The sequence below is a fragment of the Paenibacillus sp. FSL R7-0204 genome (assembly GCF_038002225.1).
GTDB lineage: Bacteria > Bacillota > Bacilli > Paenibacillales > Paenibacillaceae > Paenibacillus_AQ.
Genome location: NZ_JBBOCA010000001.1, coordinates 7,077,519 through 7,102,739, shown reverse-complemented (window position 1 = coordinate 7,102,739; position 25,221 = coordinate 7,077,519). Strand labels below are relative to the sequence as shown.

Sequence of the window (25,221 nt, the reverse complement as noted above, 5' to 3'; positions counted from 1 at the left end):
GCCTCGATGGCAAAAGGTAAATATCACGATTGGCTCACGCCTGAAGGGCTGCTGAAGCTGGAAGGTTGGGCGCGCGATGGGCTGATAGACGAGCAGATAGCCCTGAATATGGGCGTGAAGCGTCAAACGCTATATGACTGGAAGAATAAGTTCCCTGACATTTCAGACGCCTTAAAAAAGGGCAAGGAGGTTGTGGACCGTGCTGTCGAGAACGCGCTGCTGAAACGGGCGCTAGGATATCAATACGACGAGGTGACCAAGGAAGCTGTGAAGCAGCAGGATGAAGAGAGCGGCGAGTGGGTCACGGTCATAGCGGAGACCAAGCGCGTCACGAAGGAAGTCCAGGGCGACACCACGGCGCAGATCTTCTGGCTGAAGAATCGCCGGCCGGATAAGTGGCGGGACAAGCAGGATGTGCAGCATAGCGGCAGCGTGGATGTGAACAACCCGTATAAGGACTTGACCACAGACGAGCTGAGGAAGCTGATTCGTGATGGTTGACCTTGCTGCTATTCGCCGAGGTGCCCGTATGGAGCTGGCCCGGCGGGAGTTCTTCAGCTTCTGCCAGACGATGGCTCCAGACTTCTACCGCTCCGATCGGCAGTACCTGGTGGAGCTGTGCGGCGAGATGCAGGATTTCTACGAGTCAGACGATGATATCCTGATCGTCAACGAGCCGCCCCGGCACGGTAAGAGCCGCACCGCCTCCATGCTGGCACAGTGGGTATTCGGGCAGAACCCACGCGAGAAGGTCATGACGGGCAGTTACAACGAAACTCTGTCCACCACGTTCTCCAAGGCCGTCCGTAACGGCATCGGTACCGTTAAGGCTGATCCGAACGTGATCGTATACAGCGACATCTTCCCCCAGGTCCGCATTCAACGGGGGGACGGGGCTATGAACCTGTGGAGCCTGGAAGGCGGCTATAACAGCTACCTTGCCACATCACCTACGGGCACGGCCACAGGCTTCGGGGCCACGCTGCTGATCATAGACGACTTAATCAAGAACGCCGAGGAGGCCAGCAACGAGAACACGCTGGAGAAGCACTGGGAGTGGTTCACCAATACCATGCTGAGCCGCTTGGAGGAAGGCGGCAAGATCATTATCATCATGACCCGCTGGGCCACAGGAGACCTGGCAGGGCGGGCGCTGGAGCATTTCCGTGAGGAGAAGAAGCGCGTCCGTCACCTGACCATGAAGGCCCTTCAGGATGATGGTACGATGCTGTGCCCGGATGTCCTGTCTCGTGAGAGCTACGACATGAAGGTGCGGGCCATGGGCGCAGATATCGCCAGCGCCAACTATCAGCAGATCCCGATAGACATCAAGGGTAAGCTGTACAGCAGCTTTAAGACCTATACGCAGCTGCCTGTGGATAGCCACGACGAGCCGTTGTTTACAGGCGTCTACGCTTACTGTGACAGTGCCGATGATGGCGCGGATTACCTGTGCAATATCATCTGGGGCACGTATCAGAAAGAGGCGTACATCCTGGATGTCATATATACCAAGCAACCCATGGAGATTACAGAGCCGGCCACAGCGCAGGCTCTTTTTGCGTTCAAGGTGAACAAGGCCCGTATTGAGTCCAACAACGGCGGTAAGGCGTTCGCCCGGAACATCAAGCGGATTCTGGAGACGGAGCTGAAGAGTAATCGCACGGATGTGAGCTGGTTCCACCAGAGCAAGAATAAGACGGCCAGAATCGTCAGCAACGCGACCTGGGTCATGCAGCATGTCTACTTCCCGGTGAACTGGCGGGACCGCTGGCCGGACTACTACAAGGCTATGACGAGCTATCAGCGCGAGGGCAAGAATACCCATGATGATGCGCCAGACGCCACAACGGGCGTAGCCGAGACAATGTTTCTGTTAGGGGGTTAAGAGAGTGGGGTGGTTTAGAAATATGGTCATGAAGATAATGAAAATCACACCGGCACCGGAAAGCCAGGTTATCACAATTCAGGAGCCGTATAGTTACGGGGCTAACGTGCTGCGCAACCGGCTATGGTATCGCGGTGATCCGTCTGAGCTGGACCAGTTCTATAAGCAGTCCATCACGGACAGTGTGGGCCGCTCCCGCTTCTGGGCGGCTGTACCAAGTCATGGTCTGGGGATTAGGAAGATACACAGCGGGCTACCGGCCATGGTGGCGGACAGGCTCTCTGATATTGTAGTTGCCGATATGGACGCCATCACGCTCAAGGCAGAGGCTGAAACGGCCGTGTGGGAGGAGATCAGCGAGGACAACGACTTCCCGGAGCTGCTGGGCGGGGCCATCACGGAGACACTGGCGACAGGAGACGGGGCGTTCAAGGTCACGCTGGACCCCGCAGTCAGCAAGTATCCGCTGATAGAGTTCTACAGTGGTGACCAGGTGGAGTACAAGCGAACCCGTGGGAGGCTCCAGGAGGTCATATTCTACAGCGACTACAGCGTGGATAAACGGGATTACCGGCTTATAGAGACATTTGGCCGGAAATATATCCGGTATCAGCTGCTGGATGCCTATGGCAAGCAGGTGCCGCTCTCCCTTGTGCCGGAAATTGCGGATTTGAAGGATATCGAGTATGACGGCGATTTCATTATGGCCGTGCCGCTTATGGTCTTCAAGTCTACCAAGTGGCCAGGGCGCGGCAAGAGCCTGTTCGACAGTAAAGCGGATTCCTTTGATGCGCTGGACGAGGTAATCAGCCAGTGGATGGACGCGATCCGCAGCGGGCGGGTGCAGAAATACATTCCAGAGGACATGATTCCGAAGAATCCTGAAACCGGGGCACTGATGCGGCCGAATCCGTTTGATAATCAGTTCATTCGGATCAGCAGCGTCATGGCCGAGGATGCCAAGGGGCAGATTAACCTGGTGCAGCCCCAGATTCTGTATGAGGCGTTCGTGGCTTCCTATGCTTCAGCCATAGACATGTGCCTTCAAGGTATCATGTCACCGGCAACGCTGGGCATTGACCTCAAAAAGACGGATAATGCCGAGGCGCAGCGCGAGAAGGAGAAGGCCACGCTGTACACGCGCGGTAAGATTGTGGAGCGGCTGAACGAGGTGATCCCGGAGCTAGTACAGACGGTACTGAAGGTCTATGACACCATGCAGGGCCGCTCTGCCGGTGAGTATGAGGCAAGTGTAACCTTTGGGGAGTATGCTTCTCCTTCTTTTGACGCTGTAGTGGAGACGGTGGGTAAGGCCCGCACATATCAGATCATGAGTCTGGAGCGATCCGTGGAGGAGCTGTACGGGGACACCTGGACCAAGGAGGAGAAGGCGGAAGAGGTTGCCCGCTTGAAGGCAGAGCAGGCCCCGCCGACTTTTGACGAGCCTGATAACCGTGATAAGCCTCCAGATGATGATGAGCTGATGCCGGATGAGTAAGAAAGCCTATGACCTGCGAGGCATCTATGCACAGATGGAGATTGACTTGACCGCCAGTATGAAGCGGAACCTGACCCGTCATGAGAATGAGGAGAAGAAGGAAGGCTTCGAGTGGGAGCAATGGCAGAGCCGGAAATTAGAGGACCTGAAGGCTTACCGCATAGAAGCCTCCCGGATCGTCAATAAGGCGATACCGGAGATTGACGCAACCGTAGAGCGGGAGGTTAAAGGAGCATTCCGGCGCGGTGCTGATAAGGTGGGCGGGCTGTTCAAGAAGATCTGGAACAAGGTGATCCCCACCAAGCAGGACGCCATAGACGACAGTAATTTCTTCAAACAGAACGAGCGCCGGATCAATGCGCTGGCTTCTGCTGCTCAGCAGGAGCTGCGGGCGGCCAATCAGGCGATTCTACGGCAGACAGATGATGTGTTCCGGCAGACCATTTTCAAAAGTCAGGTCTACTTGAACAGTGGAGCTGCTTCACTGGACCAGGCTATTGACATGGCCACTAAGGATTTTTTGGATAAAGGGCTTGATTGCATCACTTATCGTGACGGCCGCCGTGTCAACGTGGCCAGTTATGCCGAAATGTCCCTGCGGACCTCTTCCCAGCGGGCAGTGTTCGCTGGAGAAGGAGCCAAGCGGCAGCAGATAGGAAATCCCTTTGTCGTGGTGTCTAATCACAGCAACTGCTCTGACCTCTGCCTGCCCTGGCAGGGCAAGGTATACATTGATGATGTGTACAGCGGTGGCAAGGCATCAGACGGGCCGTATCCGCTGCTGAGTACGGCTATGGCAGCCGGGTTGTATCATCCGAACTGCCGCCACAACATGACAACGTTCATCCCGGGTATCAGCCGGATGCCTGAGCCGGTAGATGAAGCGACAACGCGCCTGAATTACCAGCAGGAGCAGCGTCAGCGGTACTTTGAGCGTCAGGTGCGCAAATATAAGCGCCGTGCAGCAGGCAGCCTGGACGAGGCCAACAAGGCCCGTGCAGAATCTAAGGTCAAGCAATGGCAGAATGCCCTACGAAGCCACATGAAGGCTAACCCGCAGCTGAGACGGGACTATAGCCGCGAGAAGGTACGAATACCACCTACCTAAGCACTCTCATTACGAGGGTGCTTATATTATGGGAGATTATGGAGGATCTGAGATGAAAAATTACCGATATGCAGGAAGAGTTTATTTGGACAGAGCCTTAAAGGAAAAGGTTCGGGACGATGTGCAGGTGATTGCACAGGCGTTCATCCGTTACGATCAGCGCCTTGATATCGAAAAAGGCGATTTTGAACGGCACGGCCAGAGATATACACATCGAGGCTATCTCCGGGCCAAAGAGCGTGGCAGCGAAACGCCAAGCGGTTTCACATTCGTAGGGAATAGCGAGACTCAGGTTTACTTGGATTTGATACGCGCCTTCATTGATGATGGTTTGTATTTTCCTATTCTGTAATCGTTAGGCCACGGTTGAGACTGCCGTGGCCTATTTGCTCAGGGCCGGAGCATAGCGGCACACTCCCGTAGCTGGAGAGCAGCTATAAAAATCTATGGAGGTTGATATTGATGGAATGGTTGAAAGCGATTTTGAAAGCAGCAGGCGTGGATGATACAAAGGCTGACGCGCTGATGGGTGATGTGAACAAGGAACTTCCGAAGCATTTTGTTCCGAAGTCGCAGTATAACGAGCTGTCCGATACCCGAAAGAAGCTGGAGAAGGACGTTGCGGACCGTGATACGCAGCTTGAAACGCTCAGTAAGGACGCAGGTGCTTCAGAGGGCCTTAAAGCTGAGATTGCACGGCTTCAGGGTGAGAATAAGACGGCAGCTGAGAAATACGCAGCCGATTTGAAGGACATGACGTTGACAAACGCCATTACGGCGGCACTGAATGGCAAGGTTCATAACGAGAAGGTTGTCACCGGCATGATTGACAAGAACAAGCTGGTGATTGGAGATGACGGCAAGGTGGTCGGCTTGGATGAGCAGCTCAAAGGGTTGCAAACATCCGATGCCTACTTATTTAAGCCCGAGGAGAAGGGTGGAGGCACTGGCGGTTTCCGTGTTGGCGGCGGGGGCAGCGCAGGTGGAGCGGGCGCTGCAACCAATGAGCAGCTTGCAAGTATCTTCGGTGTCGCGGATAGCAAGTAATTTTAATTAACAAGGAGAGATGTACAAATGCCTTATAACTATGTAGACAGCTTCCTGACGGTTCTTCAGCAGAAGTATACGAAGGAATTGACTTCCAGCGGCTTGACCACGCAAAATGCGAATTTCTTGAATGCGAAGACAATTAAGGTTCCGCGCTTGGATGTAGCGGGGTATAAGAACCATAGCCGTAATGGCGGGTGGAATCGCCAGGGGATCAGCAATGACTTCGAGCTGAAGGTGCTGACCTTTGACCGGGATGTCGAATTCTACGTGGACACGATGGACGTGGATGAAACGAACCAGATCGTGTCTGCGGCCAACCTAACCACGGTATTTGAGGCAGAACAGGCGATCCCTGAGCTGGATAAATACCGTTACAGCAAGATTTATGCGGATTATGTTGCATTGGGCAAGGCGCCGGACACCACGACACTCACTGTAGCCAATGCGCTCCAAGTCTTTGATAAACTCATGCAAAACATGGATGAGGCGGAGGTGCCACTGGAAGGTCGTATCCTTTACGTCACACCAACAACTTTCACACTGCTCAAGCAGGCGGAAGAAATGAAGCGCGTCATTCAGGTTCAGAATAATAACGGAGTGATTGACCGGGCCGTGCGGCAGTTGGATGATGTGACACTCATTCAGGTGCCTTCCAGCCGCATGAAGACCGTATATGACTTCACCAGTGGCGCAGTACCGGGCGTTGGAGCCAAGCAAATCCATATGATCCTGATTCATCCGCAGTGTGTGCTTGCGCCGATTAAGCACACCGCTATTTACCTGTGGGAACCCGGCAGCCACACCGGCGGCGATGGATATCTGTACCAGAACCGCCGATATACGGACCTGTTCCTGATTAACCGGAAAGCTGATGGTATCCAAATCAACGCCGAACCGGCGAGCTAAATAGAGAGGGGTAAATTATATGTTGTATGCAGTGAAAGGGAATGCTCAGGTCAAGATTGATGAAGCGGAGCGGTTCGACTACTTGAAGCTGGGGTACGATATCGCGGAGGTAGACGGGGATGCCCTTACTACAGTAGAGACTTCTCCAGCAAAAACTGTACCGTATAAGGACTATGAGGCGCTGAAGGCTCAACTGACCGTTTTGGAAGGCGAAAACGCCAAATTGAAAGCGGAGTTGGCCGAAGCCAAGAAGCCAGCGGCCAAAACGGACAAGTAGGTGACAATATGGCTTACGCTACGGTAGAGGAGTATCAGCAGTACGGTGATGGCAGCATACCGCCTGAGCAGCTACCTGTCGCCCTGGAGCGGGCCAGCGATCAGATTGACGCCTTAACCTATAACCGTATTGCTGCGCGCGGTGTGGCCGGGCTGACGCCGTTCCAGCGGCTCAAGGTGGCGAAGGCCGTATGTCAGCAGGCGGATTTCTTCAACGCCTATGGCGATTACTTGACCTTCCCGCTGGCTGGCTACTCTGCGGGCAGCGTGTCACTGTCGTTCAAGGCGGTGGAGGGAGCGGGAGGCATCCAAACCACGGAAGCCGTGACAAGCCTCCTGGCCGCTACAGGGCTGACGAGTAGGAGGCTGATCTGATGAAGGGGAAACTACCATTCCCGCGCTGGATATTGAAGACGCCGGTCCAGGTCTACCGGACACATACCAGCGAAGACGGGGAGCCTGTCGAGGATCTAATCTTCGATGGGCTTTGTTCTTATGATGCCAAATCCAAGCAGAAGCTGGACAAAGAGCGCCGCCTGGTGACGCTGGCAGGCAAGGTGATCATTCAGGGGGATATCCTCCCGGGAGAGCTGATAGAGGGCCTGGTGCGGATTGATGGGGCCGAACGGAGCATTTTTAGCGCTTTGCGGCCGCCGAATCCTGACGGCAGCGTGTTCAGCACGGAACTGGAGCTGATGTAAATGGTCAAGGTCAAGACGACTATGGACCCGAAGGCTATGCGGCGGTTGTCCGGTGCGCCAGCAGAGGCACTGGAACTTACCGTAGAGGGTGCAAAGGACAGCATTCTGGGCGATATCATGGCTGCTGAAGTCGTGCCGAAGCAGACAGGGCACCTTGAGATCAGCGCGAATATCATTACAACTAAGGTGAAACGCGGTAAGGTGACTATATCATATGACACGCCATATGCCCGGCGCTTGTATTGGCATCCAGAGTACAACTTCCGCAAAGATAAGAACCGTAATGCGCAGGGAAAGTGGCTGGAAGCCTGGGCAGAAGGTAAAAAGACCAAAAGCGTCAGGGATACCTTCAAGCGCTTGCTGAAGAAGCTGGCAGGGGGATTTATCAAATGATGCTGCTGTCTGAAGTGCGTGATTGGCTCAAGACTCAGGTGAGCTCCCCGAATTGGTATATCGGCAAGATAGACGGCAGCAAGCCGGAGTGTATCGGCCTGTACAATCTGAATAGTGGTACTCCGGTGCTGGCTATAGGCGGGCTGGATAACACCAGCTATGCAGTCAAGGCAATATCCATCCTGGTGCATTGGTCGAAGAATGCTGACACAGCGGAGCGTAAGGCCCAGGAGGTCTATGCTGCGCTATTTGGGCAGCCTGCGGTGATTGCAGGCAAGCGGGTGATTAGCTTCCAGATGCGTACCGCAGAGCCTGTCAGCGTGGGTACAGACGATAACAACATATTTGAATATGTGATTGAGACAACCATTTATTACGAGAGGTAGGGGATTGATTTGGCGACAACAGGCGTTTTCCCGGTGCATAACAATGTATTCAAGGTCGGTTCCATGGGCCGGGCTTCCACAGCCTTGCAGATGATCGAGATCAAAGATCTGGAGAACTTCAGCATCTCCATTGATGGTAATACAGAAGAGTGGTCCCCGATGGACCAGGCAGGCTGGACGCGCCGGGCTGTAACCGGCAAGGGCATGACAATCAGCTTCACCGGTAAGCGCCACTACGGCGACCCCGGGAATGATTATATTGCGGGCCTGATGCTGGGCACCGGTCAGGATGTAGAGACTAAATTCGAGTGGACACTGCCGAGCGGGGCCAAGCTGTCCATGAACTGTGTAATCAACCTGACCGCCCCAGCAGGCGGCGACTCTACAAACATTGATGCATTGGAGTTTGAACTATTATCAGACGGTAAGCCGACCTTTACAGCGGCACCGGGCGGAGGAGGACAATAATGTCAAAAGTAATCAATATTTCAGATAAATTCGCGGTTGAGGAAAAAGGTCAGATCAAAATTAAAGGTAAAGTCTATGAGGTTGAAAAATCTGTAGAAGCGGTTATGCGTTTTGAAGAAGTTGCAGAAGCTGGCAGTGTGAAATCCTTGCTTGCTGCTATCGAGGGGGCGCTGGGTGCTGAAGCGTGTGAGGAGATCGGTGCAAAGAAGCTCGGGCTTACTAATACCAAGGTACTGGTGGCTGGCCTGATGGCCGTCATGCAGGATATCACCTACGAAGAGGCTACCCAGCGATTTCAGCTCTGATTCCTCCGGGGAACAATGGTATGACCTACGTGAGGATTGGGCGCTGATTGAAGCCAGCCTGAATAAGCAGTACAGCATACGTATCCGGCAGCACGGTGACATGCCATGGTCGGAGTTCTGCACCCTTGTGGCTGGACTCATGCCGGATACGCCGCTGGGCAGCATAGTCACGATCCGCAGCGAGAAAGACCCCAAGGTCCGGCGAGGATTCAACTCGGATCAACGCCGGATATACAACGAATGGCGGCAGAGTCAAGCTGCGCGGAAGCTGGCTGATCCTGAGACGCTGGAACAATCGACACGGGGCATAGAGGATATGCTGGCCCGTATGTTTGGAGGTGGCGCGTAAATGGCAGGAAGCAGTGCAGGGCGGGTTGATTTAGACCTAGAGCTTAACTCCAGGCCATTCCAGCGCCAACTCAACGGCATTGCGGGTATGGCAAACGGTTTAGTAGGCGGTGCGTTTAAGGGTCTCGGCGGGGTAATCGCTGGGGCCTTTGCTGTGGGTGGGCTTGTGGCATTTGGTAAAGAGGCTATTAACCTGGCATCCGATCTGCAGGAGGTCCAGAACGTTGTCGATGTGACGTTCAAGTCTATGTCGCAGGATATCAATAACTGGTCCAAGGGCTTGATAAATGATTTCGGGCTGTCTGAGCTGTCCGGGAAGAAATACGCATCCACCATGGGGGCTATGCTTAAGTCCTCTGGGCTGGCGGGGCTGCAAATGGAGCAAATGTCCAAGCAGCTTACCGAGCTTTCGGCAGATATGGCCTCCTTTTACAATCTGGGCAATGATGAAGCTTATCAAAAAGTCTTTTCCGGTATGACCGGAGAGACTGAGCCACTTAAGGCGCTGGGCATTAACATGTCCGTTGCAAATATGGAAGCCTACGCGCTATCTCAAGGGGTTACCACATCCTATCAGAAAATGGACCAAGCCAGTCAGTCGCTGCTGCGGTATAACTACCTAATGTCCGTTACTAAGGATGCACAGGGCGACTTTGCCCGTACAAGCAATTCCTGGGCCAACCAGGTCAAAATCATGGGTGAGCAATGGAGAATCTTCCAGGGCACCATGGGCGCGGGCTTTATCAATGTGCTGACGCCGGTGCTGCGGGGGCTTAACTGGCTCATAGCCAAGCTACAGGTGGCTGCGGCGTATTTTAAAGCCTTCACGGAACTGATCTTTGGTAATGCTGTAGGAGGCGGCACAGCGGCAGCCACAGGGGCTATCACCGATGTTGGTGACGCTGCTGCGGGTGCTGGTGGCTCTTTGGGAGATATGGGCACAGCAGCCGACAAGACAGGCAAGAAGGCGAAGAAGGCAGGCAAGGACGTTAAGGGGAGCCTGGCCGGGTTTGACCAGCTCAACACGCTGGCCAAGTCCACGGCGGACTCCCTGGACGATGCAGCGGCAGGAGCTGGTGGAGCTGCTGCGGGTTTGGGTGCGGGCCTTGGCGCGGGGTTCGGGGACCTTGACCTGGGTACTCCAGAAATCAATGTGGACCCGATCAAGCAGCGGGTAGCGGATTTAATCGACGGAATCAAGTCCAGTTTTAAAGGAGCTTGGTCCTATATCGCTGCTGGTTGGGCAGGGATGCGGCCTGCGCTTCAGCCGTTCGTGGATATGTTGGTGCCGATCAGTAAATCGGTGAAGAACATCGGGGCAACCTTCCAGGACCTGAAGGACAAGGTGCTGGTGCCTCTGGCCAAGTACACGCTAGGCAACTTCATCCCGCAGCTGGTGACCGGCTTCACGAAGTCATTCGCGCCGGTGATTGCCAAGCAGATAACCTGGGCGTTTGCTGAGTTTGATAAGACGTTCCGATATTCAACAGATGAAGCGGCGCGGCTCTGGACCACGGTATGGTTGCCTAACCTGGATAAGGTGAAGAACGCCTTCTTGATTGCTATGCCGGTCATTGCAGGGGCGCTGGATGGGCTACTGACTGGGGCAATTAATCCGTTCGTGGATTTCATGCTTAACGGCTTCGCAATTCCTATCTCATCCTCTCTCACAGAGACGCTGGTGCCTCTGTTTAGCGGTACACTAGCCTGGGCAGTCCTGGAGTTTGCTAAGACTTCACAAAACGCCGTAGCGGAGATTGTAGATCTCTGGAGCGGGACGTTCCTTCCGGCATTGACGGATATCCGGGATGCGTTCCTGGATGTTATACCCGAGATCGGGGGAGCGTGGCAGAGCCTGCTGGATGAAAGTATTAAGCCGTTTGTGGATTACGTCCTGAATGACTTTATCATCCCGATCAGTGCGGCGCTGCTGGATACGCTGGTCCCTATCCTTAGTGACACGGTGGTATGGGCAATCAAGGAAGTGGCCAGCGCCTTCAAGTGGGCTGTGGGCCTGATCAATGATATCTACAAAACTGTATTTAAGCCGGTATTTGATCTTGTGAAGCAGATTGTGCTGGATACGTTGAAGATTATCAAGGATGCCTGGGATAAGCACGGCAAGGGCATACTGGACGGCCTCAGCGGGGTTCTGGACAACATCAAGAAGATAATACAGCGGCTCTGGGATGATGTGCTGAAGCCGATTATCATCCCGTTCCTCGATAAGCTCAAGGAGTTGTGGGAAGGCACCTTCAAGGGCATAGCCGTCCAGATGGCAGAGTTTGTGCTAAACCTGATCGAGCTAGGGACGACTATCTTCAATAAATTCATATCGCCGTTAATCAATAAAATTATTGATGTACTGGCCCCGGCGTTTGTCACCGGCTTTAAGATCATCCTGGATGTAGTGACCCGGGTGATTGAATCTATGGGCACGGTCCTAAAGGGCGTTATGACGATCTTAAACGGAATAATCACCTTTGTTACGGGCGTGTTTACGGGAAATTGGACCAAGGCCTGGGATGGCGTCAAGATGATATTCAAGGGAGTGTTTGACTCTTTGTACGGTATCGTCAAGCTGCCCCTAAATCTGATTATTGATGCAGTAAACAAGATTATTGAAGGCTTAAATAGCATCAGCGTCAATATTCCAGAGATTGATGTCTTCGGGAAAAAAATTGGCGGCGGCAGTATTGGGCTGCCTCACATCCCTTCTATCCCGCGCCTGGCAAAAGGTGGCTTGGCCTACGGGCCTACGCTGGCCATGGTCGGGGATAACAAGGGAGCTGCAGCAGATCCAGAGGTTGTCAGCCCCTTGTCCACACTGCAAGGGATGCTGGATAGCAGCAATCAGCAGATGGTGACCGTGCTGCTGCAGATCCTTGCCGCCCTGCAAAATACCAATCAGACGGCCGTCATAAAGCTGAATGAGACGGAGCTAGGCCGGGCGGCTATTAAGTCGATCAACACCGTGCAGCAGCAGGCAGGACAGACGCTGCTGAACATGTAGAAGGGAGGATACCATGGAAATTAAGATCAACGGAACGGAGATTGCAGCCTACCCGGATAAATTTAGCCCGGGCATCATGGACATTGACGATGCGGATTCCTCCATTCGGACGGCGGATGCTCTGCTGCACCGGGATAGAGTCGCCGTGAAGCGGCAGTTAGACATGTCCTGGGGAGTTCTGCGCTGGCCGGAGATATCGGCGCTACTAAAGTCTATGGCGGATGCATCGTTTACCGTCACGTATCCAGATCCCCAGGAGGGCATATATGTGACAAAGCTCTTTTACGTGGGCAACCGGACGGCGGCCGTGGCGCTATCCAAGGGGGCAGAAATCTTGTGGTCCGGCCTGAAGCTCACCCTGACGGAGTATTAGGCCATGTATCCATTGTCACCGCTATATGCGGATTACCTTAAGCGGCTGGACCGGCAGTTCATTGCTCAGGCTACGGTGGGCAGTGAAGTCTATGATATGTCAACAATCGTAGATTTCCAGATCGAGAACAGCCTGAGCCTATCAGAGGGCTTTGAGATTGGTAATGTGATCCCGTCTAAGTTGACCATTAAGCTGCGGACAAATGATGTGATTCCGGCGAATGCCCGGATTGCTCCGGCGCTCTCCCTGTCTGTAGCGGCGCTGACCTGGCTGCAGGCGACTTACCCATGGTTGGACACGAATGTGTCTTGGACCGGCACCAGCACGGACTGGATGCCCCTGGGTGAGTTTTACGTGGACACCCGCGAAAAGGTCAACGGCGTGTGGACGTTCGTGTGTTACGACAAGCTGCGGCAAGCGGATCAGTTGTATGTATCCAGTCTGACATTCCCGGCCAGTATGCAGGCTGTGTGGAATGAAATGATGGGGCGGCTTGGGTGGACCTCTGACAGCAGTGTGGTCATTAACCCGGCGCATATGATCCAGGTAGGGCCAGCGGGTTACACTTACCGGCAGATGATGGGGCATATTGCCTCAGCCAACAGCGCCAGTGTGTTCGCAGGCAAAGAGGGCATCATCAAGTTCAAGCGGTTCCTGACCGGCGCGACCCCGGTGTTTGAAATGACGGCCAGCAGCTACACCCGGGTCAAAATGACGAATCCCGTCAAGACCTACACCCGGGTAGTGGTCACATACAACACAGAGGACGAGCTGAGTTATGAAGCGGGGAGCGGGGACGGGAATCATACCTTATCCCTGGTCAACCCCTTTGCGACTCAGGCCATGGTTAACGGCATCCATGCGGCGCTGTCCGGCTTCGCCTATCTCCCTGTGTATATTGAGGGGATGGGCTTCCCTCAGCTTGACCACGGGGATGTGATCGGCTTCGAGCGGCTGGAAGGCGGCTCATGGATGGAGACCGTAAGCACCTGGCAGGGCACAGACATTCCGTGGAATGGAATTGTCGAATATCAGACGCTCATCATGCACCAGGTGTTCAGTTTTGGCGGCGGCCTCCGAATGACCATAGAGGCCCCGTCTACTTCGGAGCAGCAAAGTGAGTTCCCGGTGCGTGGATCAATCAGCGCTGCGATAAATGCTTTGAACAAGACCGCGCTGAAAGAGGGCCGGGACTATTACGGCATGACGGTGACGCGGGAGGCGGGGCTGTACATCGAGCGGGAGGACCATGGTAGTGATGTGGTTCTCAACTCTGATAAATTTGCCTTCCGAGCTGGTGGCCAAGACAAGATATATTTTGACCCAGTGTCTGGCCGGTATAAGTTTAACGGGACGCTGGAGGCTACAGACGGTGTGTTCAGCGGTTCACTGTCGGCGGCTACGGGGACCTTTGCGGGCGACCTCTCCGCAGCGGGTGGTACGTTTCGCGGGGCGCTTCAGGCTGCGTCCGGTACATTTGCTGGGGACTTGCAGGCAGCAGGGGGCACCTTTACGGGTAACTTATCCGCAGCAGGAGGTACATTCTCCGGTGACCTGAGCGCAGCTGGCGGGACGTTCCGAGGGGCTTTGCAGGCTGCCAGCGGGTCCTTCACTGGAAATCTGGATGCAGCAGGCGGGACGTTTCGCGGTAACCTGTCTGCTGCCGGAGGAACATTCACTGGAGCATTACAAGCCGCAAGCGGCTCTTTCAGCGGGGAAATTACAGCGTCTTCGATAAGTGGCGGGACCATCACAGGGGCGCTCATTCGTACAGCGCAAAACGGCGAACGAATCGAAGTTACACCTACTGGTTTACGATCATTTGACAGTACTGGGACGAGGCGGGTTTCTATCGCCAATGATGGTCTAGGTAAGTACGGTGGGGTGGGATTCTGGAATTCGAGTGGCGTTGAGGTAGCTGGAATGTATGCTAACGATGGATTTTCCTTTGTTTATGCTGATGGTCCCCTTCAAATTTTATCATTTTATGATAGAGTGTTTTTCGGGGGGAACGTGGATTTCTCAGGAGCTATAAACGTTTATGGACTACAGATTTCAAGCGTTTCCGGCTTGCAAAGTATTCTGGATTCCAAGGCTGTTAATATGACATTCGATACCACTTCCCGTAACCTTAAGCTTTGGAGTTCGGGAGGCGCTCTTCTTGCACAGGTTAACATTCCTAAGTAAAGATTGAAACTTTTTCCGCTTTATGACGATAATAGAGGTAACATATTCCAAAGGGGCTGTTACCTTGAAAAAGTTTATATCTGGATTTGTCGCAGGTGCATTATTGTTCGGAGGAGTTTCTGTCTTCGCCGCTTCCGGCCTTATTGGACAAAAGGTCGAGGGACTTTACAGCATCGAAAAAGGCGGGGCAAAGGTTGCTGATGCGGTTATTATAAACGGTTCAGCTTATGCACCTATACGCGCTGTATCTGCGGCTACGGGGGCTACGCTGAGTGTGGAGGGGAAAAAGATAATTATGTCAGTCAGCTCAGATGCAGATAATCTTTTGCCGGATTCTGTAAAAATAAGTACTTTAAATAACAAAATTACTGTTCTGCAAGCTGAAATTGATAGAGCGACAGGCGGAATAAATGGGTATGAATCGATGATTAACATGATAAAAAATGCTCCTGGATATGATGCGATTGCCCATAGAGAAAAGTTAGACCAACTTGAATCTAAAATTGCAGGGGAGCAGCAGATAATTGATAAATCCAAAAATGAAATTAGTGATCTGAACGCCCAGATAGCCGCTCTACAAAAATAATAGATTCCACATTCAGAGTCTCGCCAAACTGGCGGGGCTTTTTGTGTTGGAGAGAAGGAGGTTATTCCCTTGGCGATAATGAAGCCGGAATTAAGTATCGTGCTTGACCCGCTCCAGCCGGTGCCGGAGATCTGCGCCGTTATGATGGCGGTCATTGCCTACCAGCCGGAGCAGGAAGAGGCAATCCTTCTCGGCATAGGCAAAGCCATTGAAGACCGCAGGGCGGAGCTGGCCAAAGCACGGAAAGGAGCTGAACCTGATGCCAATCAGCCGATACGGCGGAGTGACGGGCAATCGAAAGATAAGTGAGGACTTTGAAAATATCAATGTTGCATTTAACAATGTGGCTGCCGAGTCTGATACGAACAAGGCCACAATGGACGGCCATATCGGTAACGGAAACCTGCATACCACAGCAGCGGAAAAGACGAAGCTGTCCGGTATAGCAACCGCAGCCGGGACAGCCAACAGCGCCACAGACAGCGTAATAGGCAACCGGACGGCAACCGACAATGTGACGCCCAGCCTGACCGGGACCATCACTGCGTTGTTCTCCAGTCTGTTCACGTTGATTAAGGGGATCACAGGAAAGTCCAGCGCCCTTACGGCTCCGGCCATAACCCTGGAGGCTACAAGGACACATGTCGATAATGGTAACCTGCATACCACGGCAGCGGAAAAGACGAAGCTGTCTGAAATCGAGGCAAAGGCAGAAGTCAACCAAAACGCCTTTGCCGTTATTAACACCCTTATAGCCTCAGCGAAGTCAGACACTGTCACGTTCGAGGGCGGGACAGGGATCACAATCTCAGTCAATACCGCCACTAAAAAGGTGACTTGGACAGCAACCGGCACGGCCACTCCAGGGGCACACGCCTCGTCCCACTTGCCCGGCGGCAGTGATCCGATTGCGCTTGCTACATCTTCAGCGGCGGGGTTGATGGCTGCTGCGGATAAAGTGGATCTGACAAATGTTAAGACGAAAGTGACGGCATTAGAGGATTTTTTGGGATACATGCCGATTGATGGCGGGACCTTTGACGGTACAACGTCTGGGCCAGGCATTGACGGCGGCACATATTAAAAGGGGGTTCATTCATGGCAGATATTAAAAAGATACAGATAAAGCGGGGACTATCTTCTAAGGTTCCGCAGCTAGTCCTTGATGCGGGGGAGCTTGCAATAGCGCTGGATACCGGCAAGCTCTATAGCGGGGATGGCGAAGGTAATGTCGTGTTGCTCAACCCAGCTGCGGCAGCAGCAGATACGGCGGCCAAACTGGCTACGGCCCGTACAATCTCACTCACAGGGGATGCTACCGGCTCTGTCTCCTTTGACGGCTCCGCCAATGCCCCTATCACCGTGGTGCTGGCTAATACCGGCGTTGCGGCAGGGACATATACCAAGTTGACCATTGATGCTAAGGGCCGGGTGCTCAGTGCAGCACAGCAGACAGCAGCGGATATCCCTAACCTGACCTTATCCAAGATCACGGATGCCGGGACAGCGGCCAGTAAAAATACCGGTACCGCAGCAGGCAACGTGCCTATATTAGGATCTGGCGGAAAGCTGGATACAGGAGTCCTGCCTGCGCTGGCCATCACACAGCCGTTCCCCGTTACATCCCAGGCGGCAATGCTTGCCTTGGATGCTCAGATCGGGGATGTGGCGATTCGGTCCGATGTGGCCAAAAACTACATCCTTCAAGCAGAACCTGCCTCCACTCTTGCCAACTGGCTAGAGTTTTTGGTGCCGGCCGCAGCGGTTACAAGCGTTGCCGGGCGGACCGGAGCCGTTACCCTTGCTAAAGGTGATGTTGGGCTGGGAAGCGTGGAGAACTTCGGGCTGGCTACGCAGGCTGAAGCCGAGGCCGGGACCAGTGCAGTGAAGTACATGACTCCGCAGCGGGTGGCGCAGGCGATCACAGCACAGACAGCCGTCATTGACGGCGGCACATTTTAATCAGGGAGGTGCGACATGGCAAATAAGATACAAGTACGGCGCGGCACCAAGGCGCAAATCACAGCAGCAGGACCATTTGCGGCAGGTGAGCCGGTCTACGCTTTGGATACCCGCGAGCTGGTCATAGGTAACGGTACTGGAGCTAATACGCCAGTAGTCACGGCCACATCTGCTGACATTACCTACTATGTCCGTACAGACGGCAATGACACCAATACGGGGCTGGCGAATACGGCAGGCGGGGCGTTTAAGACGATTGGCAGGGCCATCGGTATGATTCCGCAGGTTGTTAATCACGCTGTCAATATCTTCATCGGGCCGGGAACGTACAATGAAGGGATCGGTATTAGTGGTCTTTCGGGAGCGGGAGTAGTGAATATAAGTGGTGGAAGCAACTTGACTCAATCGTCTTCATACGTGGTAACTGGGAGACTATATTCTCAGCGAAATTCATGCCGAATTGCGTTCGGTGGATTTAGAACATCTTACGCAGGAACGGACGCCCCGATTGTCGTTACTAACTCAATGGAGACGTTTTTTCAATTTTGCTCAACCGTTACAGATACATCTCCAAGGCAAATGGGCGTCTTTGTTGAGAACGGAAAAACGTTTCTCTATAGTTGCAACATCAGTAACAAGGCCAGTGCTATACGCGCGCACGTTAATGCTGAAATTTTGTTACAGGACTGTACTGGACAAGGAAATGATACTGCTCATTATGCAGCATTTGGCGGTAAGATTCATGTTTCGGGTAATCCGACCATAAGCGGGATAACCTTCACATATGCCACCGAGGGGGGGATTGTTACTACCTTTGGAAATGGTGTTATTAACCCATGGGGAGATAATACAACAGCTAGTAGATCGTTTAGTCGGGCGACATCGGGGGTCAGCGTCCAAAATTTGGCGGCTAATACTTGGACTAAAGCGCAATATCCTAGCGAGAATAATGATCACCTTAATGAGTATGATACAGGATTGAGTCGTTTCGTTGCGAAACAATCTGGCGTTTATCAAATAAATGCAACTGCTTTACTTAATAACGGTGGCACAGCGGCGGAAATGGTTTTGTACGCGAATGGGTCGTTTTACCAAAGATTGGATTATTGTTATGTTACTTCGGGGTTTTCCTACGAATTAAAGGGATCGGCATGTGTAGAATTGTCTGCGGGAGATTATCTGGAGATATATGTTAGATCATCAACGGCGAACACTTTATCCACTGGGTGGGAAGGTGCTTTTGCAGTTTCTAGAATTTCATAAGGGGGAATCAGAATGAATATAGCACTAGCAATCATGTACCTGCATCCGGGCGCTGACCCGATGCGGGATTTTGTTGTTCAAGACAACGGCCCGGAGCCGGAGCTGCGACCCGGTGCCGAAGAGAAGGGCCGTGTCCGGTACGAAATCAAGCCGCCGGAAGACAACGAAGAGCCGCAGGAAGGCGTACACTACCGTTACGGCATCGACTATAACCTACTGACCGAGGGCGAGGATTACGACCTGATAGAGCGCGGGCCGCATATCGCCGTCTGGAACCTGGATTCTTCGCAGCCTACGGAAGCTGAACTACAAGCAGCCTGGGAAGCGTACCAGGAGGCCGAGGCGAACAAGCCGCCGGAGCTGACGGATGTCGAGCAGCTGCAAATGGACAATGCTGGTATACTCCTGGAGCTGGCCCAGACGCAGGCAAGGCAAGAGCAGGCCGAACAGGATCAAGCATCCTTACTCCTCAGCCTGGTGATGGGGGGTGTACTATAATGGACTGGTACGCATTGGTTAAGCGCTACTACGCTGCGGGGCTTTACTCAGCGGTTCAGGTGCAGGTATTTGTCACAGCCAAGAAGATTACAGCCGAACAGGCTACGGAAATCACAGCAGACGCCGAATAGTCAGGCGTTTTTATTTTGCCCTCGGATCCCCGGGGGCTATTTTTCTGACCACATAGACAGAGGGGGAGTCTTTCAATGACGGCAGCAGGGGGAGATCAACAAGGAGGGGCTGGAGGTGTAGCGACATTGGAGAATCGTATGGAAGATGTAGAGAACCGGCTCAGCGGAATGTCAGATGAGCTGATGCGCTTCGGGGCAGAACACGCCACGTTTAGTGTGGAGCTTCGCTTGCTTAAGGAACGGCAGTTGCGGCAGGAAGACGACGTGAAGCACATCAAAGACTCAGCCACGAAGATGGAAGTTCAGTTTAACGAGATCATGAGGCGCTGGGACACCCTGGACGCCCGCATGTTTGAGCTGCTGCAGCAATCACAATCCGACAGCAAGGCGGCCAATAAATCATGGATGGACTTCACTAAATACGTTATCGCGGCGACCATCGGTGTTATCGTAGCCGCACTATTCAAGGGGGGATTTTGATGCAATATCGCAAGGATCACATACCGCGCAATACGCCCTGCAAGCGCCGCCCAGGTTACGCCATGGCCGCGACTACGTTGACCATACACAACACCGGCAACCCGTCTAGCAGCGCAGCAGGGGAGCGCTCCTGGCTCACCAACCCGTCAAATACCCGGCAAGCATCGTTTCACATTGTTGTGGATGAGCGGGAGGCGGTAGAGTGCCTGCCGTTTACCGAGTCCGCTTGGCACTCTGGGGATGGCAGCGGCAGCAAGTCCGGCAACCGGACAAGTATCGGTATCGAGATCTGTGAGAGCGGCAACTATGCGCAGACGCTGGATAATGCAGTGAAACTGGTAGCGGGGATGCTCCAGGAGCGCGGTTGGGGCGTGGATCGGCTCCGGCGGCATTATGACTGGTCCGGCAAGATATGCCCGCGCCTGATGTACGATGGGGGCAAATGGACAGGCTGGGCGCAGTTCAAGGCGCTGGTGCAGCTCAAATTATCCGAGGGGGACAAGGACATGAAGGTAGACAAGGCATCAACCGTAGTCAATGGTAACCGTTTGGGCGCGGACAGTGTTCTGATTGATGGTAGGGTGTACGTGCCTCTGGCCGAGGTAGGCAAGGCGCTGGGGGCCAGTGTTGAGTGGAACAATGTGTCCAAGACGGCGACCATCAACACGAAGGGAGGTAAGTAAGATGCAGAATGAAGCTCTGAATACGGTTCTTGCCTTCGCTACCGTGATTGCCGTTTTTGTGCTGGCGGCGGTTGAAGGAATCAAACGGACCGTTAATGTGCGCCGCAATGCTCTGCCCGCTGTGGGTCTGATTGTGGGCCTGCTGATCGGCTGGGCCGCTTATCCTTTTACGGATCTGGAGCTGGTCCTACGGCTCTGGTCCGGGGCACTGGCTGGGTTGTCCGCTACCGGACTATTCGAGCTGGCGTTCAGCAAGCGTGAAGGAACTACGAAGGAATAGTCATTTACAGATTGTCCCATTTGTGATATTATCCGATTACACGGATCGGAAGCACCGAGCGTGCAGTCCGAAAGTATCGGCAAATAGCCCTGTCAGTTTTTGATTGACTGGGCTATTTTTATTTGTCTGGAGGGGCCAAGTGTGGTTGATAAGATAAAGAAAGTTAGTAATCCGCTAACCATTATCGCAATATTTGCTGGGTTGGCAGAGGTGGCTGCTACCGTTGCAATAAATTCACTCTCTGAAAAGCTTCAAGAAACATTTCTTTGGTTTCTAATAGGTTTTCCAATACTCTTAGTGTTGTTGTTTTTTATTGTTTTGTGGTTTAAACCGGAAAATTTATATGCTCCTAGTGATTATACAAATGAAGACAACTTTATGAAAAGCATAGCGAAGGCAGAGACAGAGCATATTGTTGAAGAAGCAATTGACAAAGTAAATGAATCTTCCATTGAGAGTAGTGTGAAAGAAGAAGTTATTTCTAGTCTGAAAGAGTTAAAATATACATTAAATGATTATGTGACTCAAGGAGAGATTAGGCCAAGAGGGCAAGTATCTGCTATAGAAGTCTTAGAATTCGTAAAAGCCTTTCCTGGACGGAATTATTACCAAATTGGAAAAGAAATGAATGTTGAACCAAGTTTAATAAGTACTGTTGTACAAAGTTTAACGAAAAGAGGCCAGTTGATTCGTCGTATGGAAAACGATAATCCAAAATATTATATTTCTGAAGATGGAGTGAAGAGACTGGAAATAAGAGGAAAAATAAATTGACATTTGGTTTAACCTCTGCCAAAGCAGGGGCTTTTTTCTTGTGGATAAAAGAACATAAGTTCGCATATACTGTATCCATGGGGGCGATAACATGGGCGTGAACAGTGGAAGTAAAATGATTACGGTGGAGGAGAGGGAGATGGTACGTGATCTTATCCTGCTCCCCTACATAGACACCATGGTGGCCAAGAGTCTGAAGGAGATGGAATTGCACCATAATGTGCTTAGTCGGGCCTACCTTACAGCGGGGCGGTATATTCAAAAGCGTGTCATTCAGGAAGCTTACCATCTTCGCCAGGAGCTGAAGCGGCGGGATATAAAGGTCGTGGAGGACATGCAAGACGATTTTATTACACACAATATGATCTTTTGCCGTGGCTACCAAGAAAGATTCGGACTGACCCGTGATGTCATGCGCACAGAGATTAGCCTGCGGCTGACTCGGTACACCACTGAGCTGGCCGAAGCATTGCGAGGTCAATTAGATAACCCCTGACAGCCACACTGGCCAGCAGGGGTTACGCTTATATCTCAAATTCTTCCCATCCTGGCGGCACCGGTTCCTCGGGCAACTTCTCCAGCGCATCTGGCATGGCGATTACCAACACTGGATCTGCAATATCCACCAGGGCCCCAATCTGCTTGGGCCCGCCTTCAAACGTCCCCACGGCAATCACTTTGCCGGTCTTGCCCTTATGGTATCCTTCAGTAATTTGCACCGTCAGCCCAGGCTGCAACTCTTCCAGCTTCATAGTAGCGGTGCCCTCCCGGTCAGGCGTAGGGCCTCTTCGCGGATGTGCAGCTCAGTGAGCCATACAGCATCCTGGGTAGCCGTGGCTTGATTGGAGAGCTGCCGTAGCTTAAGCGCATCCCAGCAGTACCGGGCGTTGATAGCCAGGCATTGCAGCAGCTCCGGCCCCTCAGCGTCTGAGAGCTTACCAGCTTTATGCAGGTGGTACAGCTCCGCCAGTCTTGCGTGAGCGGGCAGCATTAGCGCCGCCCCTGTGCCTTGATCAGTGCGACCACAGATACGACCAGCGCGGCCCCGATAATGATCCATGTGATTACATTCAACATGATAATCCCTCCCGTTTCTCGCTTATGGGATTGGCTATTTAATTGCCAATTTGATATGATTGGGTGGAGAGCAGGGGGCCTATCCCCTACTCTCCGGGAACCTATTTACGTTTGCCGCGGTGGCTGCGTTTTGTGGTTCCTTTTTTGTTTGTCTCCTTAGTCGCTTTCTTGAGAAGGACTAATGCTGTTGCTAAGTTCACTACGGAGACTGCTAAGTTCGCCCAATCTTTCATATGCCTTGTTCACCTCCTCTCTTCTTCTTTATTATATACTGGTACCACCATAAAGTCAAAGGTTTTATACTGGTAACAGTATATTTTTTGTGATATCCTTTAGCAGAGGAGGGACAAGCATATGGAACAGCAAGGAAAGGCTTCAACCCGGGCAAAGGATAAGTACAACGCCGCAAATTACGATCAAGTAAAACTATGGGTGAAGAAGGGCGACAGGGAGCATATCGATGCTGCTGCTAAGGCGGTGGGTATGAGCCGTAATGCCTTTATCCTGGAAGCAATTGAAGAGAAGATAAAGCGTGAGAATTTAGAGCCGCAGCAGGAGTGATCCCGGGCGGCTCTTTTATTGGGGGCAAGTTGGGGGCAGAATGCTTTTTGAATCGCCCAAATTGACCATAAACCACTCAGAACACAAATGAAAAGACCCTTATAGATTAAGGGTCTAGGCAATTGACAAGCATCTATAGTAGGCAAAGCAGTTCCCGCATACGGTGCATGTGGAGGCTGTTTGCTCCTTGATCTATAAGGGGTTTGAGTGAATATAGAGGATGCCCGGGGACGGAATGGGGACGCGAGTGGATCGCGTCTCCTTTTTTAATTAATAGTGATTAGTGTAGCCCAAACAAAGTTTTAGACTACACCTCATCATTAAGCTAACGGGCAGGATAGTCTAATGATTTTTGCGAATATTCTACATATGGAGTTATTTACAAAGTTTATAAATAAGACGTTATACGTAATTACGGAAACCTTATGTATTGAGGGGGAATCAATGATGCCAATTCTCTTAAATTCTAATGGCTTGTACCACACAAGTGGGGTAGCCCTTTTTAATGAAATTATTCATACGCAAAAAATTGAGAAGAAGGCTTGTATTATTACAACTGCTGACAAAGACTATAAGGAAAAAAACTATCATGCTGTAAGAACGAAGAGCCTACTGGAGAGTTTGGGAGTCCAAGTCGATTATTTGGACGTAGAGTTTGAGGATGCCAATCGCATAACTGAGTATAAAGTGATCTATTTGAATGGAGGGAATCCCTTTTATTTATTGTATCACTTAAGAAGTTCAAAGGCTGACGAGATTATATATAAGTTAAGAGATCGAGGACATTTAATAGTGGGTCAAAGTGCGGGAGCAGCAGTACTTGGGCAATCCCTGGAGCACGCTTATGTACTTCATCCTGATTGGAATGAAATTCAACTAGAAGACTTAACAGGAATAGGCATAGTGAGTGGATGTGTTCTTCCACATAGCAATCGGTATAGAGAACAAGAAGATATTTTAAAGAAGTATGACGATAAACCTTATAAACTTATTCGAATAGAAGATGGAAACTGCTTAGTACTGTAAGTATTTCAATGGCCAATAACAAAGCAACCTGAGTCCGTATGCATAGGGACTCAGGTTTTTTAATTTCGTTTGGGCTTCTTCTTTTCTGCACACTTTTGTAACAAGTATCTGGAAATAAGAGCAAAGACAAATTGGGATTAATTTGATAGGATGGTACGATAAACTCTTAATTAGGAGAATTTAACCATGATAACCAACAAAAAAGTTTGGTTTTTTCTGATTCTGTGCCTTCTTTGCATAGCTGTATTTAAAGGCCGCGATGCTTTTTCTGCCTTGGAGGCAGGTACATTTCTATTCTCAGCAGATAAGAAAGAGCAGCTCCTGGATTTAGCTTATGATCGTAATCCGAAGAAAGGCTACACGGTGTATCTCAAAGAAGACAGCGGGTATGTACCCTACCTTGTGGTTTCATCGAACTATGGCGGTAATGTGCTGCTATTAAGAAGAGAACTGCTAGAAACGATGATGCCGTTCAATAAGAATGAGAGGCATATGTGGGCCCGGAGTCAATACGGAGCATATTACGAGGATAGTTCCATAGATCAATACCTGAATGGCGAATTTATCAGCAGATTCAGTCAGGCAACACAAGAGGCTATGGTTAGTAGCGATATTACTATTACGGACAAAGCTAGTATAGGGGTTACAGGTAATAGTACGATTGAAATTTCGCGTAAAGTATTCTTGTTGTCGTTGAAAGAATTGAATGGTGCGGACTCAAGGGCAAGTGTTGCCGAAGGCAAGACGCTAAAGTTCTTTGACGACGATTATAAGAGAAGAGTAGCGTATTTACCCAATCAGGAAGCGAATCCATACTGGACACGCACTCCTGAAACTTGGGAGACCTCCATCGTTTTTACCATAGGCCCCAAGGCAACAGGTGCAGGGGGTGCGGATATACACAGCGGGGTCCGCCCGGCTTTTTGTTTGGAAGGATCTACTGTGTATAAGCAGCGTTCAGACATAATAAGCGGGCAGAAGGTTTTTGTTATTGAATGAT

35 protein-coding genes are annotated in these 25,221 nt (G+C 51.9%); 33 read left to right on the top strand and 2 right to left on the bottom strand.

All coding sequences use genetic code 11. The features are described 5' to 3' along the window. Positions 1-6 precede the first annotated feature (6 nt). The 30 genes from MKX42_RS30755 (at position 7) to MKX42_RS30610 (ending at position 22,053) form a co-directional block, all read left to right on the top strand. Positions 7-501, top strand: a complete 495-nt coding sequence (locus MKX42_RS30755) for a helix-turn-helix domain-containing protein (protein WP_340757136.1) — start codon at positions 7-9, stop codon at positions 499-501. After that, on the top strand, positions 494-1,888 hold the full coding sequence (terL, locus tag MKX42_RS30750) for a phage terminase large subunit (RefSeq protein ID WP_340757900.1): 1,395 nt from the start codon (positions 494-496) through the stop codon (positions 1,886-1,888). The genes MKX42_RS30755 and terL overlap by 8 nt, the downstream gene beginning before the upstream one ends. A 4-nt stretch (positions 1,889-1,892) precedes the next feature. Further along, positions 1,893-3,386 carry a capsid protein gene (locus MKX42_RS30745; RefSeq protein ID WP_340757134.1) on the top strand — a complete coding sequence of 498 codons (1,494 nt, stop codon included), beginning with the start codon at positions 1,893-1,895 and terminating at the stop codon, positions 3,384-3,386. Continuing rightward, complete coding sequence (locus MKX42_RS30740) at positions 3,379-4,494, top strand: phage minor capsid protein (RefSeq protein ID WP_340757132.1); 1,116 nt, start codon at positions 3,379-3,381, stop codon at positions 4,492-4,494. The genes MKX42_RS30745 and MKX42_RS30740 overlap by 8 nt, the downstream gene beginning before the upstream one ends. Positions 4,495-4,546: 52 nt before the next feature. Then, entirely contained in the window at positions 4,547-4,846 is a 300-nt protein-coding gene (locus MKX42_RS30735) for a hypothetical protein (protein ID WP_340757129.1), read from the top strand. 110 nt (positions 4,847-4,956) lie between these two features. Continuing rightward, the gene (locus MKX42_RS30730) at positions 4,957-5,541 is read left to right on the top strand and encodes a phage scaffolding protein (protein WP_340757127.1); all 585 of its coding nucleotides are present in this window, start codon (positions 4,957-4,959) and stop codon (positions 5,539-5,541) included. 27 nt (positions 5,542-5,568) lie between these two features. Beyond that, positions 5,569-6,450 carry a capsid protein gene (locus MKX42_RS30725; protein ID WP_340757125.1) on the top strand — a complete coding sequence of 294 codons (882 nt, stop codon included), beginning with the start codon at positions 5,569-5,571 and terminating at the stop codon, positions 6,448-6,450. 19 nt (positions 6,451-6,469) lie between these two features. Beyond that, the gene (locus tag MKX42_RS30720; RefSeq protein WP_340757124.1) at positions 6,470-6,727 is read left to right on the top strand and encodes a hypothetical protein; all 258 of its coding nucleotides are present in this window, start codon (positions 6,470-6,472) and stop codon (positions 6,725-6,727) included. 8 nt (positions 6,728-6,735) lie between these two features. Then, a complete protein-coding gene (locus MKX42_RS30715) occupies positions 6,736-7,101 on the top strand; it encodes a hypothetical protein (RefSeq protein ID WP_340757122.1) in 366 nt (121 codons plus the stop codon). Beyond that, entirely contained in the window at positions 7,101-7,427 is a 327-nt protein-coding gene (locus tag MKX42_RS30710) for a hypothetical protein (RefSeq protein ID WP_340757120.1), read from the top strand. The genes MKX42_RS30715 and MKX42_RS30710 overlap by 1 nt, the downstream gene beginning before the upstream one ends. Beyond that, on the top strand, positions 7,428-7,820 hold the full coding sequence (locus MKX42_RS30705; protein WP_340757118.1) for a hypothetical protein: 393 nt from the start codon (positions 7,428-7,430) through the stop codon (positions 7,818-7,820). After that, entirely contained in the window at positions 7,817-8,206 is a 390-nt protein-coding gene (locus MKX42_RS30700) for a minor capsid protein (protein WP_340757116.1), read from the top strand. Before MKX42_RS30705 ends, MKX42_RS30700 begins: the two co-directional genes overlap by 4 nt. Before the next feature lie 9 nt (positions 8,207-8,215). Continuing rightward, entirely contained in the window at positions 8,216-8,674 is a 459-nt protein-coding gene (locus MKX42_RS30695) for a phage tail tube protein (RefSeq protein ID WP_340757114.1), read from the top strand. Continuing rightward, positions 8,674-8,979, top strand: coding sequence for a hypothetical protein (locus MKX42_RS30690; RefSeq protein ID WP_340757112.1), 306 nt, complete (start codon positions 8,674-8,676; stop codon positions 8,977-8,979). Before MKX42_RS30695 ends, MKX42_RS30690 begins: the two co-directional genes overlap by 1 nt. Then, positions 8,939-9,328, top strand: a complete 390-nt coding sequence (locus tag MKX42_RS30685; protein WP_340757898.1) for a Gp15 family bacteriophage protein — start codon at positions 8,939-8,941, stop codon at positions 9,326-9,328. Before MKX42_RS30690 ends, MKX42_RS30685 begins: the two co-directional genes overlap by 41 nt. Further along, complete coding sequence (locus tag MKX42_RS30680; protein WP_340757110.1) at positions 9,329-12,340, top strand: phage tail protein; 3,012 nt, start codon at positions 9,329-9,331, stop codon at positions 12,338-12,340. It abuts the gene before it with no gap. Positions 12,341-12,353: 13 nt separating this feature from the next. Beyond that, a complete protein-coding gene (locus tag MKX42_RS30675; RefSeq protein ID WP_340757109.1) occupies positions 12,354-12,713 on the top strand; it encodes a DUF6711 family protein in 360 nt (119 codons plus the stop codon). A gap of 3 nt (positions 12,714-12,716) precedes the next feature. Then, positions 12,717-14,900 carry a hypothetical protein gene (locus tag MKX42_RS30670; protein ID WP_340757107.1) on the top strand — a complete coding sequence of 728 codons (2,184 nt, stop codon included), beginning with the start codon at positions 12,717-12,719 and terminating at the stop codon, positions 14,898-14,900. A gap of 64 nt (positions 14,901-14,964) precedes the next feature. Then, on the top strand, positions 14,965-15,486 hold the full coding sequence (locus tag MKX42_RS30665) for a hypothetical protein (RefSeq protein WP_340757106.1): 522 nt from the start codon (positions 14,965-14,967) through the stop codon (positions 15,484-15,486). 69 nt (positions 15,487-15,555) lie between these two features. After that, positions 15,556-15,795 (top strand): hypothetical protein, encoded by a 240-nt coding sequence (locus MKX42_RS30660; RefSeq protein ID WP_340757104.1) that lies wholly within the window; start codon positions 15,556-15,558, stop codon positions 15,793-15,795. Further along, positions 15,746-16,570, top strand: coding sequence for a hypothetical protein (locus tag MKX42_RS30655; RefSeq protein ID WP_340757102.1), 825 nt, complete (start codon positions 15,746-15,748; stop codon positions 16,568-16,570). The genes MKX42_RS30660 and MKX42_RS30655 overlap by 50 nt, the downstream gene beginning before the upstream one ends. Positions 16,571-16,584: 14 nt before the next feature. Next, complete coding sequence (locus MKX42_RS30650; protein ID WP_340757101.1) at positions 16,585-17,448, top strand: hyaluronate lyase N-terminal domain-containing protein; 864 nt, start codon at positions 16,585-16,587, stop codon at positions 17,446-17,448. A gap of 15 nt (positions 17,449-17,463) precedes the next feature. Further along, a complete protein-coding gene (locus MKX42_RS30645; protein ID WP_340757098.1) occupies positions 17,464-18,711 on the top strand; it encodes a hyaluronate lyase N-terminal domain-containing protein in 1,248 nt (415 codons plus the stop codon). Positions 18,712-18,723: 12 nt separating this feature from the next. Continuing rightward, positions 18,724-19,209 carry an XkdW family protein gene (locus MKX42_RS30640; RefSeq protein ID WP_340757097.1) on the top strand — a complete coding sequence of 162 codons (486 nt, stop codon included), beginning with the start codon at positions 18,724-18,726 and terminating at the stop codon, positions 19,207-19,209. Next, on the top strand, positions 19,209-19,340 hold the full coding sequence (locus MKX42_RS30635; protein WP_340757094.1) for an XkdX family protein: 132 nt from the start codon (positions 19,209-19,211) through the stop codon (positions 19,338-19,340). Before MKX42_RS30640 ends, MKX42_RS30635 begins: the two co-directional genes overlap by 1 nt. A gap of 75 nt (positions 19,341-19,415) precedes the next feature. Beyond that, positions 19,416-19,820: a hypothetical protein gene (locus MKX42_RS30630; protein WP_340757093.1), complete on the top strand. Its 405-nt coding sequence runs from the start codon at positions 19,416-19,418 to the stop codon at positions 19,818-19,820. Next, the gene (locus tag MKX42_RS30625; RefSeq protein ID WP_340757092.1) at positions 19,820-20,503 is read left to right on the top strand and encodes an N-acetylmuramoyl-L-alanine amidase; all 684 of its coding nucleotides are present in this window, start codon (positions 19,820-19,822) and stop codon (positions 20,501-20,503) included. The genes MKX42_RS30630 and MKX42_RS30625 overlap by 1 nt, the downstream gene beginning before the upstream one ends. Position 20,504: 1 nt before the next feature. Continuing rightward, the gene (locus tag MKX42_RS30620; protein ID WP_340757090.1) at positions 20,505-20,783 is read left to right on the top strand and encodes a holin; all 279 of its coding nucleotides are present in this window, start codon (positions 20,505-20,507) and stop codon (positions 20,781-20,783) included. Positions 20,784-20,924: 141 nt separating this feature from the next. Beyond that, complete coding sequence (locus MKX42_RS30615) at positions 20,925-21,557, top strand: hypothetical protein (RefSeq protein WP_340757088.1); 633 nt, start codon at positions 20,925-20,927, stop codon at positions 21,555-21,557. A 91-nt stretch (positions 21,558-21,648) separates the two neighbouring features. Next, positions 21,649-22,053, top strand: coding sequence for a hypothetical protein (locus MKX42_RS30610; protein ID WP_340757086.1), 405 nt, complete (start codon positions 21,649-21,651; stop codon positions 22,051-22,053). A gap of 28 nt (positions 22,054-22,081) precedes the next feature. Here the strand turns inward: MKX42_RS30610 and MKX42_RS30605 are convergent, their stop codons facing one another. Next, positions 22,082-22,309, bottom strand: coding sequence for a hypothetical protein (locus MKX42_RS30605; protein ID WP_340757084.1), 228 nt, complete (start codon positions 22,307-22,309; stop codon positions 22,082-22,084). Further along, positions 22,306-22,548, bottom strand: coding sequence for a DUF7667 family protein (locus MKX42_RS30600; RefSeq protein ID WP_340757082.1), 243 nt, complete (start codon positions 22,546-22,548; stop codon positions 22,306-22,308). Before MKX42_RS30600 ends, MKX42_RS30605 begins: the two co-directional genes overlap by 4 nt. A 440-nt stretch (positions 22,549-22,988) precedes the next feature. On the opposite strand from MKX42_RS30600, the gene MKX42_RS30595 reads away from it, so the two are divergent. The 3 genes from MKX42_RS30595 (at position 22,989) to MKX42_RS30585 (ending at position 25,220) form a co-directional block, all read left to right on the top strand. Further along, the gene (locus MKX42_RS30595) at positions 22,989-23,195 is read left to right on the top strand and encodes a transcriptional regulator (protein ID WP_340757080.1); all 207 of its coding nucleotides are present in this window, start codon (positions 22,989-22,991) and stop codon (positions 23,193-23,195) included. A gap of 444 nt (positions 23,196-23,639) precedes the next feature. Then, the gene (locus MKX42_RS30590) at positions 23,640-24,221 is read left to right on the top strand and encodes a Type 1 glutamine amidotransferase-like domain-containing protein (protein ID WP_340757078.1); all 582 of its coding nucleotides are present in this window, start codon (positions 23,640-23,642) and stop codon (positions 24,219-24,221) included. Positions 24,222-24,407: 186 nt separating this feature from the next. Continuing rightward, a complete protein-coding gene (locus tag MKX42_RS30585; RefSeq protein WP_340757076.1) occupies positions 24,408-25,220 on the top strand; it encodes a DUF6273 domain-containing protein in 813 nt (270 codons plus the stop codon). Position 25,221 lies beyond the last annotated feature (1 nt).

Coding starts and splice junctions, on each gene's coding strand:
- MKX42_RS30755 (WP_340757136.1), top strand. CDS start 7: ATGGCAAAAGGTAAATATCACGATTGGCTCACGCCTGAAGGGCTGCTG.
- terL (WP_340757900.1), top strand. CDS start 494: ATGGTTGACCTTGCTGCTATTCGCCGAGGTGCCCGTATGGAGCTGGCC.
- MKX42_RS30740 (WP_340757132.1), top strand. CDS start 3,379: ATGAGTAAGAAAGCCTATGACCTGCGAGGCATCTATGCACAGATGGAG.
- MKX42_RS30735 (WP_340757129.1), top strand. CDS start 4,547: ATGAAAAATTACCGATATGCAGGAAGAGTTTATTTGGACAGAGCCTTA.
- MKX42_RS30730 (WP_340757127.1), top strand. CDS start 4,957: ATGGAATGGTTGAAAGCGATTTTGAAAGCAGCAGGCGTGGATGATACA.
- MKX42_RS30725 (WP_340757125.1), top strand. CDS start 5,569: ATGCCTTATAACTATGTAGACAGCTTCCTGACGGTTCTTCAGCAGAAG.
- MKX42_RS30720 (WP_340757124.1), top strand. CDS start 6,470: ATGTTGTATGCAGTGAAAGGGAATGCTCAGGTCAAGATTGATGAAGCG.
- MKX42_RS30715 (WP_340757122.1), top strand. CDS start 6,736: ATGGCTTACGCTACGGTAGAGGAGTATCAGCAGTACGGTGATGGCAGC.
- MKX42_RS30710 (WP_340757120.1), top strand. CDS start 7,101: ATGAAGGGGAAACTACCATTCCCGCGCTGGATATTGAAGACGCCGGTC.
- MKX42_RS30705 (WP_340757118.1), top strand. CDS start 7,428: ATGGTCAAGGTCAAGACGACTATGGACCCGAAGGCTATGCGGCGGTTG.
- MKX42_RS30700 (WP_340757116.1), top strand. CDS start 7,817: ATGATGCTGCTGTCTGAAGTGCGTGATTGGCTCAAGACTCAGGTGAGC.
- MKX42_RS30690 (WP_340757112.1), top strand. CDS start 8,674: ATGTCAAAAGTAATCAATATTTCAGATAAATTCGCGGTTGAGGAAAAA.
- MKX42_RS30680 (WP_340757110.1), top strand. CDS start 9,329: ATGGCAGGAAGCAGTGCAGGGCGGGTTGATTTAGACCTAGAGCTTAAC.
- MKX42_RS30675 (WP_340757109.1), top strand. CDS start 12,354: ATGGAAATTAAGATCAACGGAACGGAGATTGCAGCCTACCCGGATAAA.
- MKX42_RS30670 (WP_340757107.1), top strand. CDS start 12,717: ATGTATCCATTGTCACCGCTATATGCGGATTACCTTAAGCGGCTGGAC.
- MKX42_RS30655 (WP_340757102.1), top strand. CDS start 15,746: ATGCCAATCAGCCGATACGGCGGAGTGACGGGCAATCGAAAGATAAGT.
- MKX42_RS30650 (WP_340757101.1), top strand. CDS start 16,585: ATGGCAGATATTAAAAAGATACAGATAAAGCGGGGACTATCTTCTAAG.
- MKX42_RS30645 (WP_340757098.1), top strand. CDS start 17,464: ATGGCAAATAAGATACAAGTACGGCGCGGCACCAAGGCGCAAATCACA.
- MKX42_RS30640 (WP_340757097.1), top strand. CDS start 18,724: ATGAATATAGCACTAGCAATCATGTACCTGCATCCGGGCGCTGACCCG.
- MKX42_RS30635 (WP_340757094.1), top strand. CDS start 19,209: ATGGACTGGTACGCATTGGTTAAGCGCTACTACGCTGCGGGGCTTTAC.
- MKX42_RS30630 (WP_340757093.1), top strand. CDS start 19,416: ATGACGGCAGCAGGGGGAGATCAACAAGGAGGGGCTGGAGGTGTAGCG.
- MKX42_RS30625 (WP_340757092.1), top strand. CDS start 19,820: ATGCAATATCGCAAGGATCACATACCGCGCAATACGCCCTGCAAGCGC.
- MKX42_RS30620 (WP_340757090.1), top strand. CDS start 20,505: ATGCAGAATGAAGCTCTGAATACGGTTCTTGCCTTCGCTACCGTGATT.
- MKX42_RS30610 (WP_340757086.1), top strand. CDS start 21,649: ATGGGCGTGAACAGTGGAAGTAAAATGATTACGGTGGAGGAGAGGGAG.
- MKX42_RS30605 (WP_340757084.1), bottom strand. CDS start 22,309: ATGAAGCTGGAAGAGTTGCAGCCTGGGCTGACGGTGCAAATTACTGAA.
- MKX42_RS30600 (WP_340757082.1), bottom strand. CDS start 22,548: ATGCTGCCCGCTCACGCAAGACTGGCGGAGCTGTACCACCTGCATAAA.
- MKX42_RS30595 (WP_340757080.1), top strand. CDS start 22,989: ATGGAACAGCAAGGAAAGGCTTCAACCCGGGCAAAGGATAAGTACAAC.
- MKX42_RS30590 (WP_340757078.1), top strand. CDS start 23,640: ATGATGCCAATTCTCTTAAATTCTAATGGCTTGTACCACACAAGTGGG.
- MKX42_RS30585 (WP_340757076.1), top strand. CDS start 24,408: ATGATAACCAACAAAAAAGTTTGGTTTTTTCTGATTCTGTGCCTTCTT.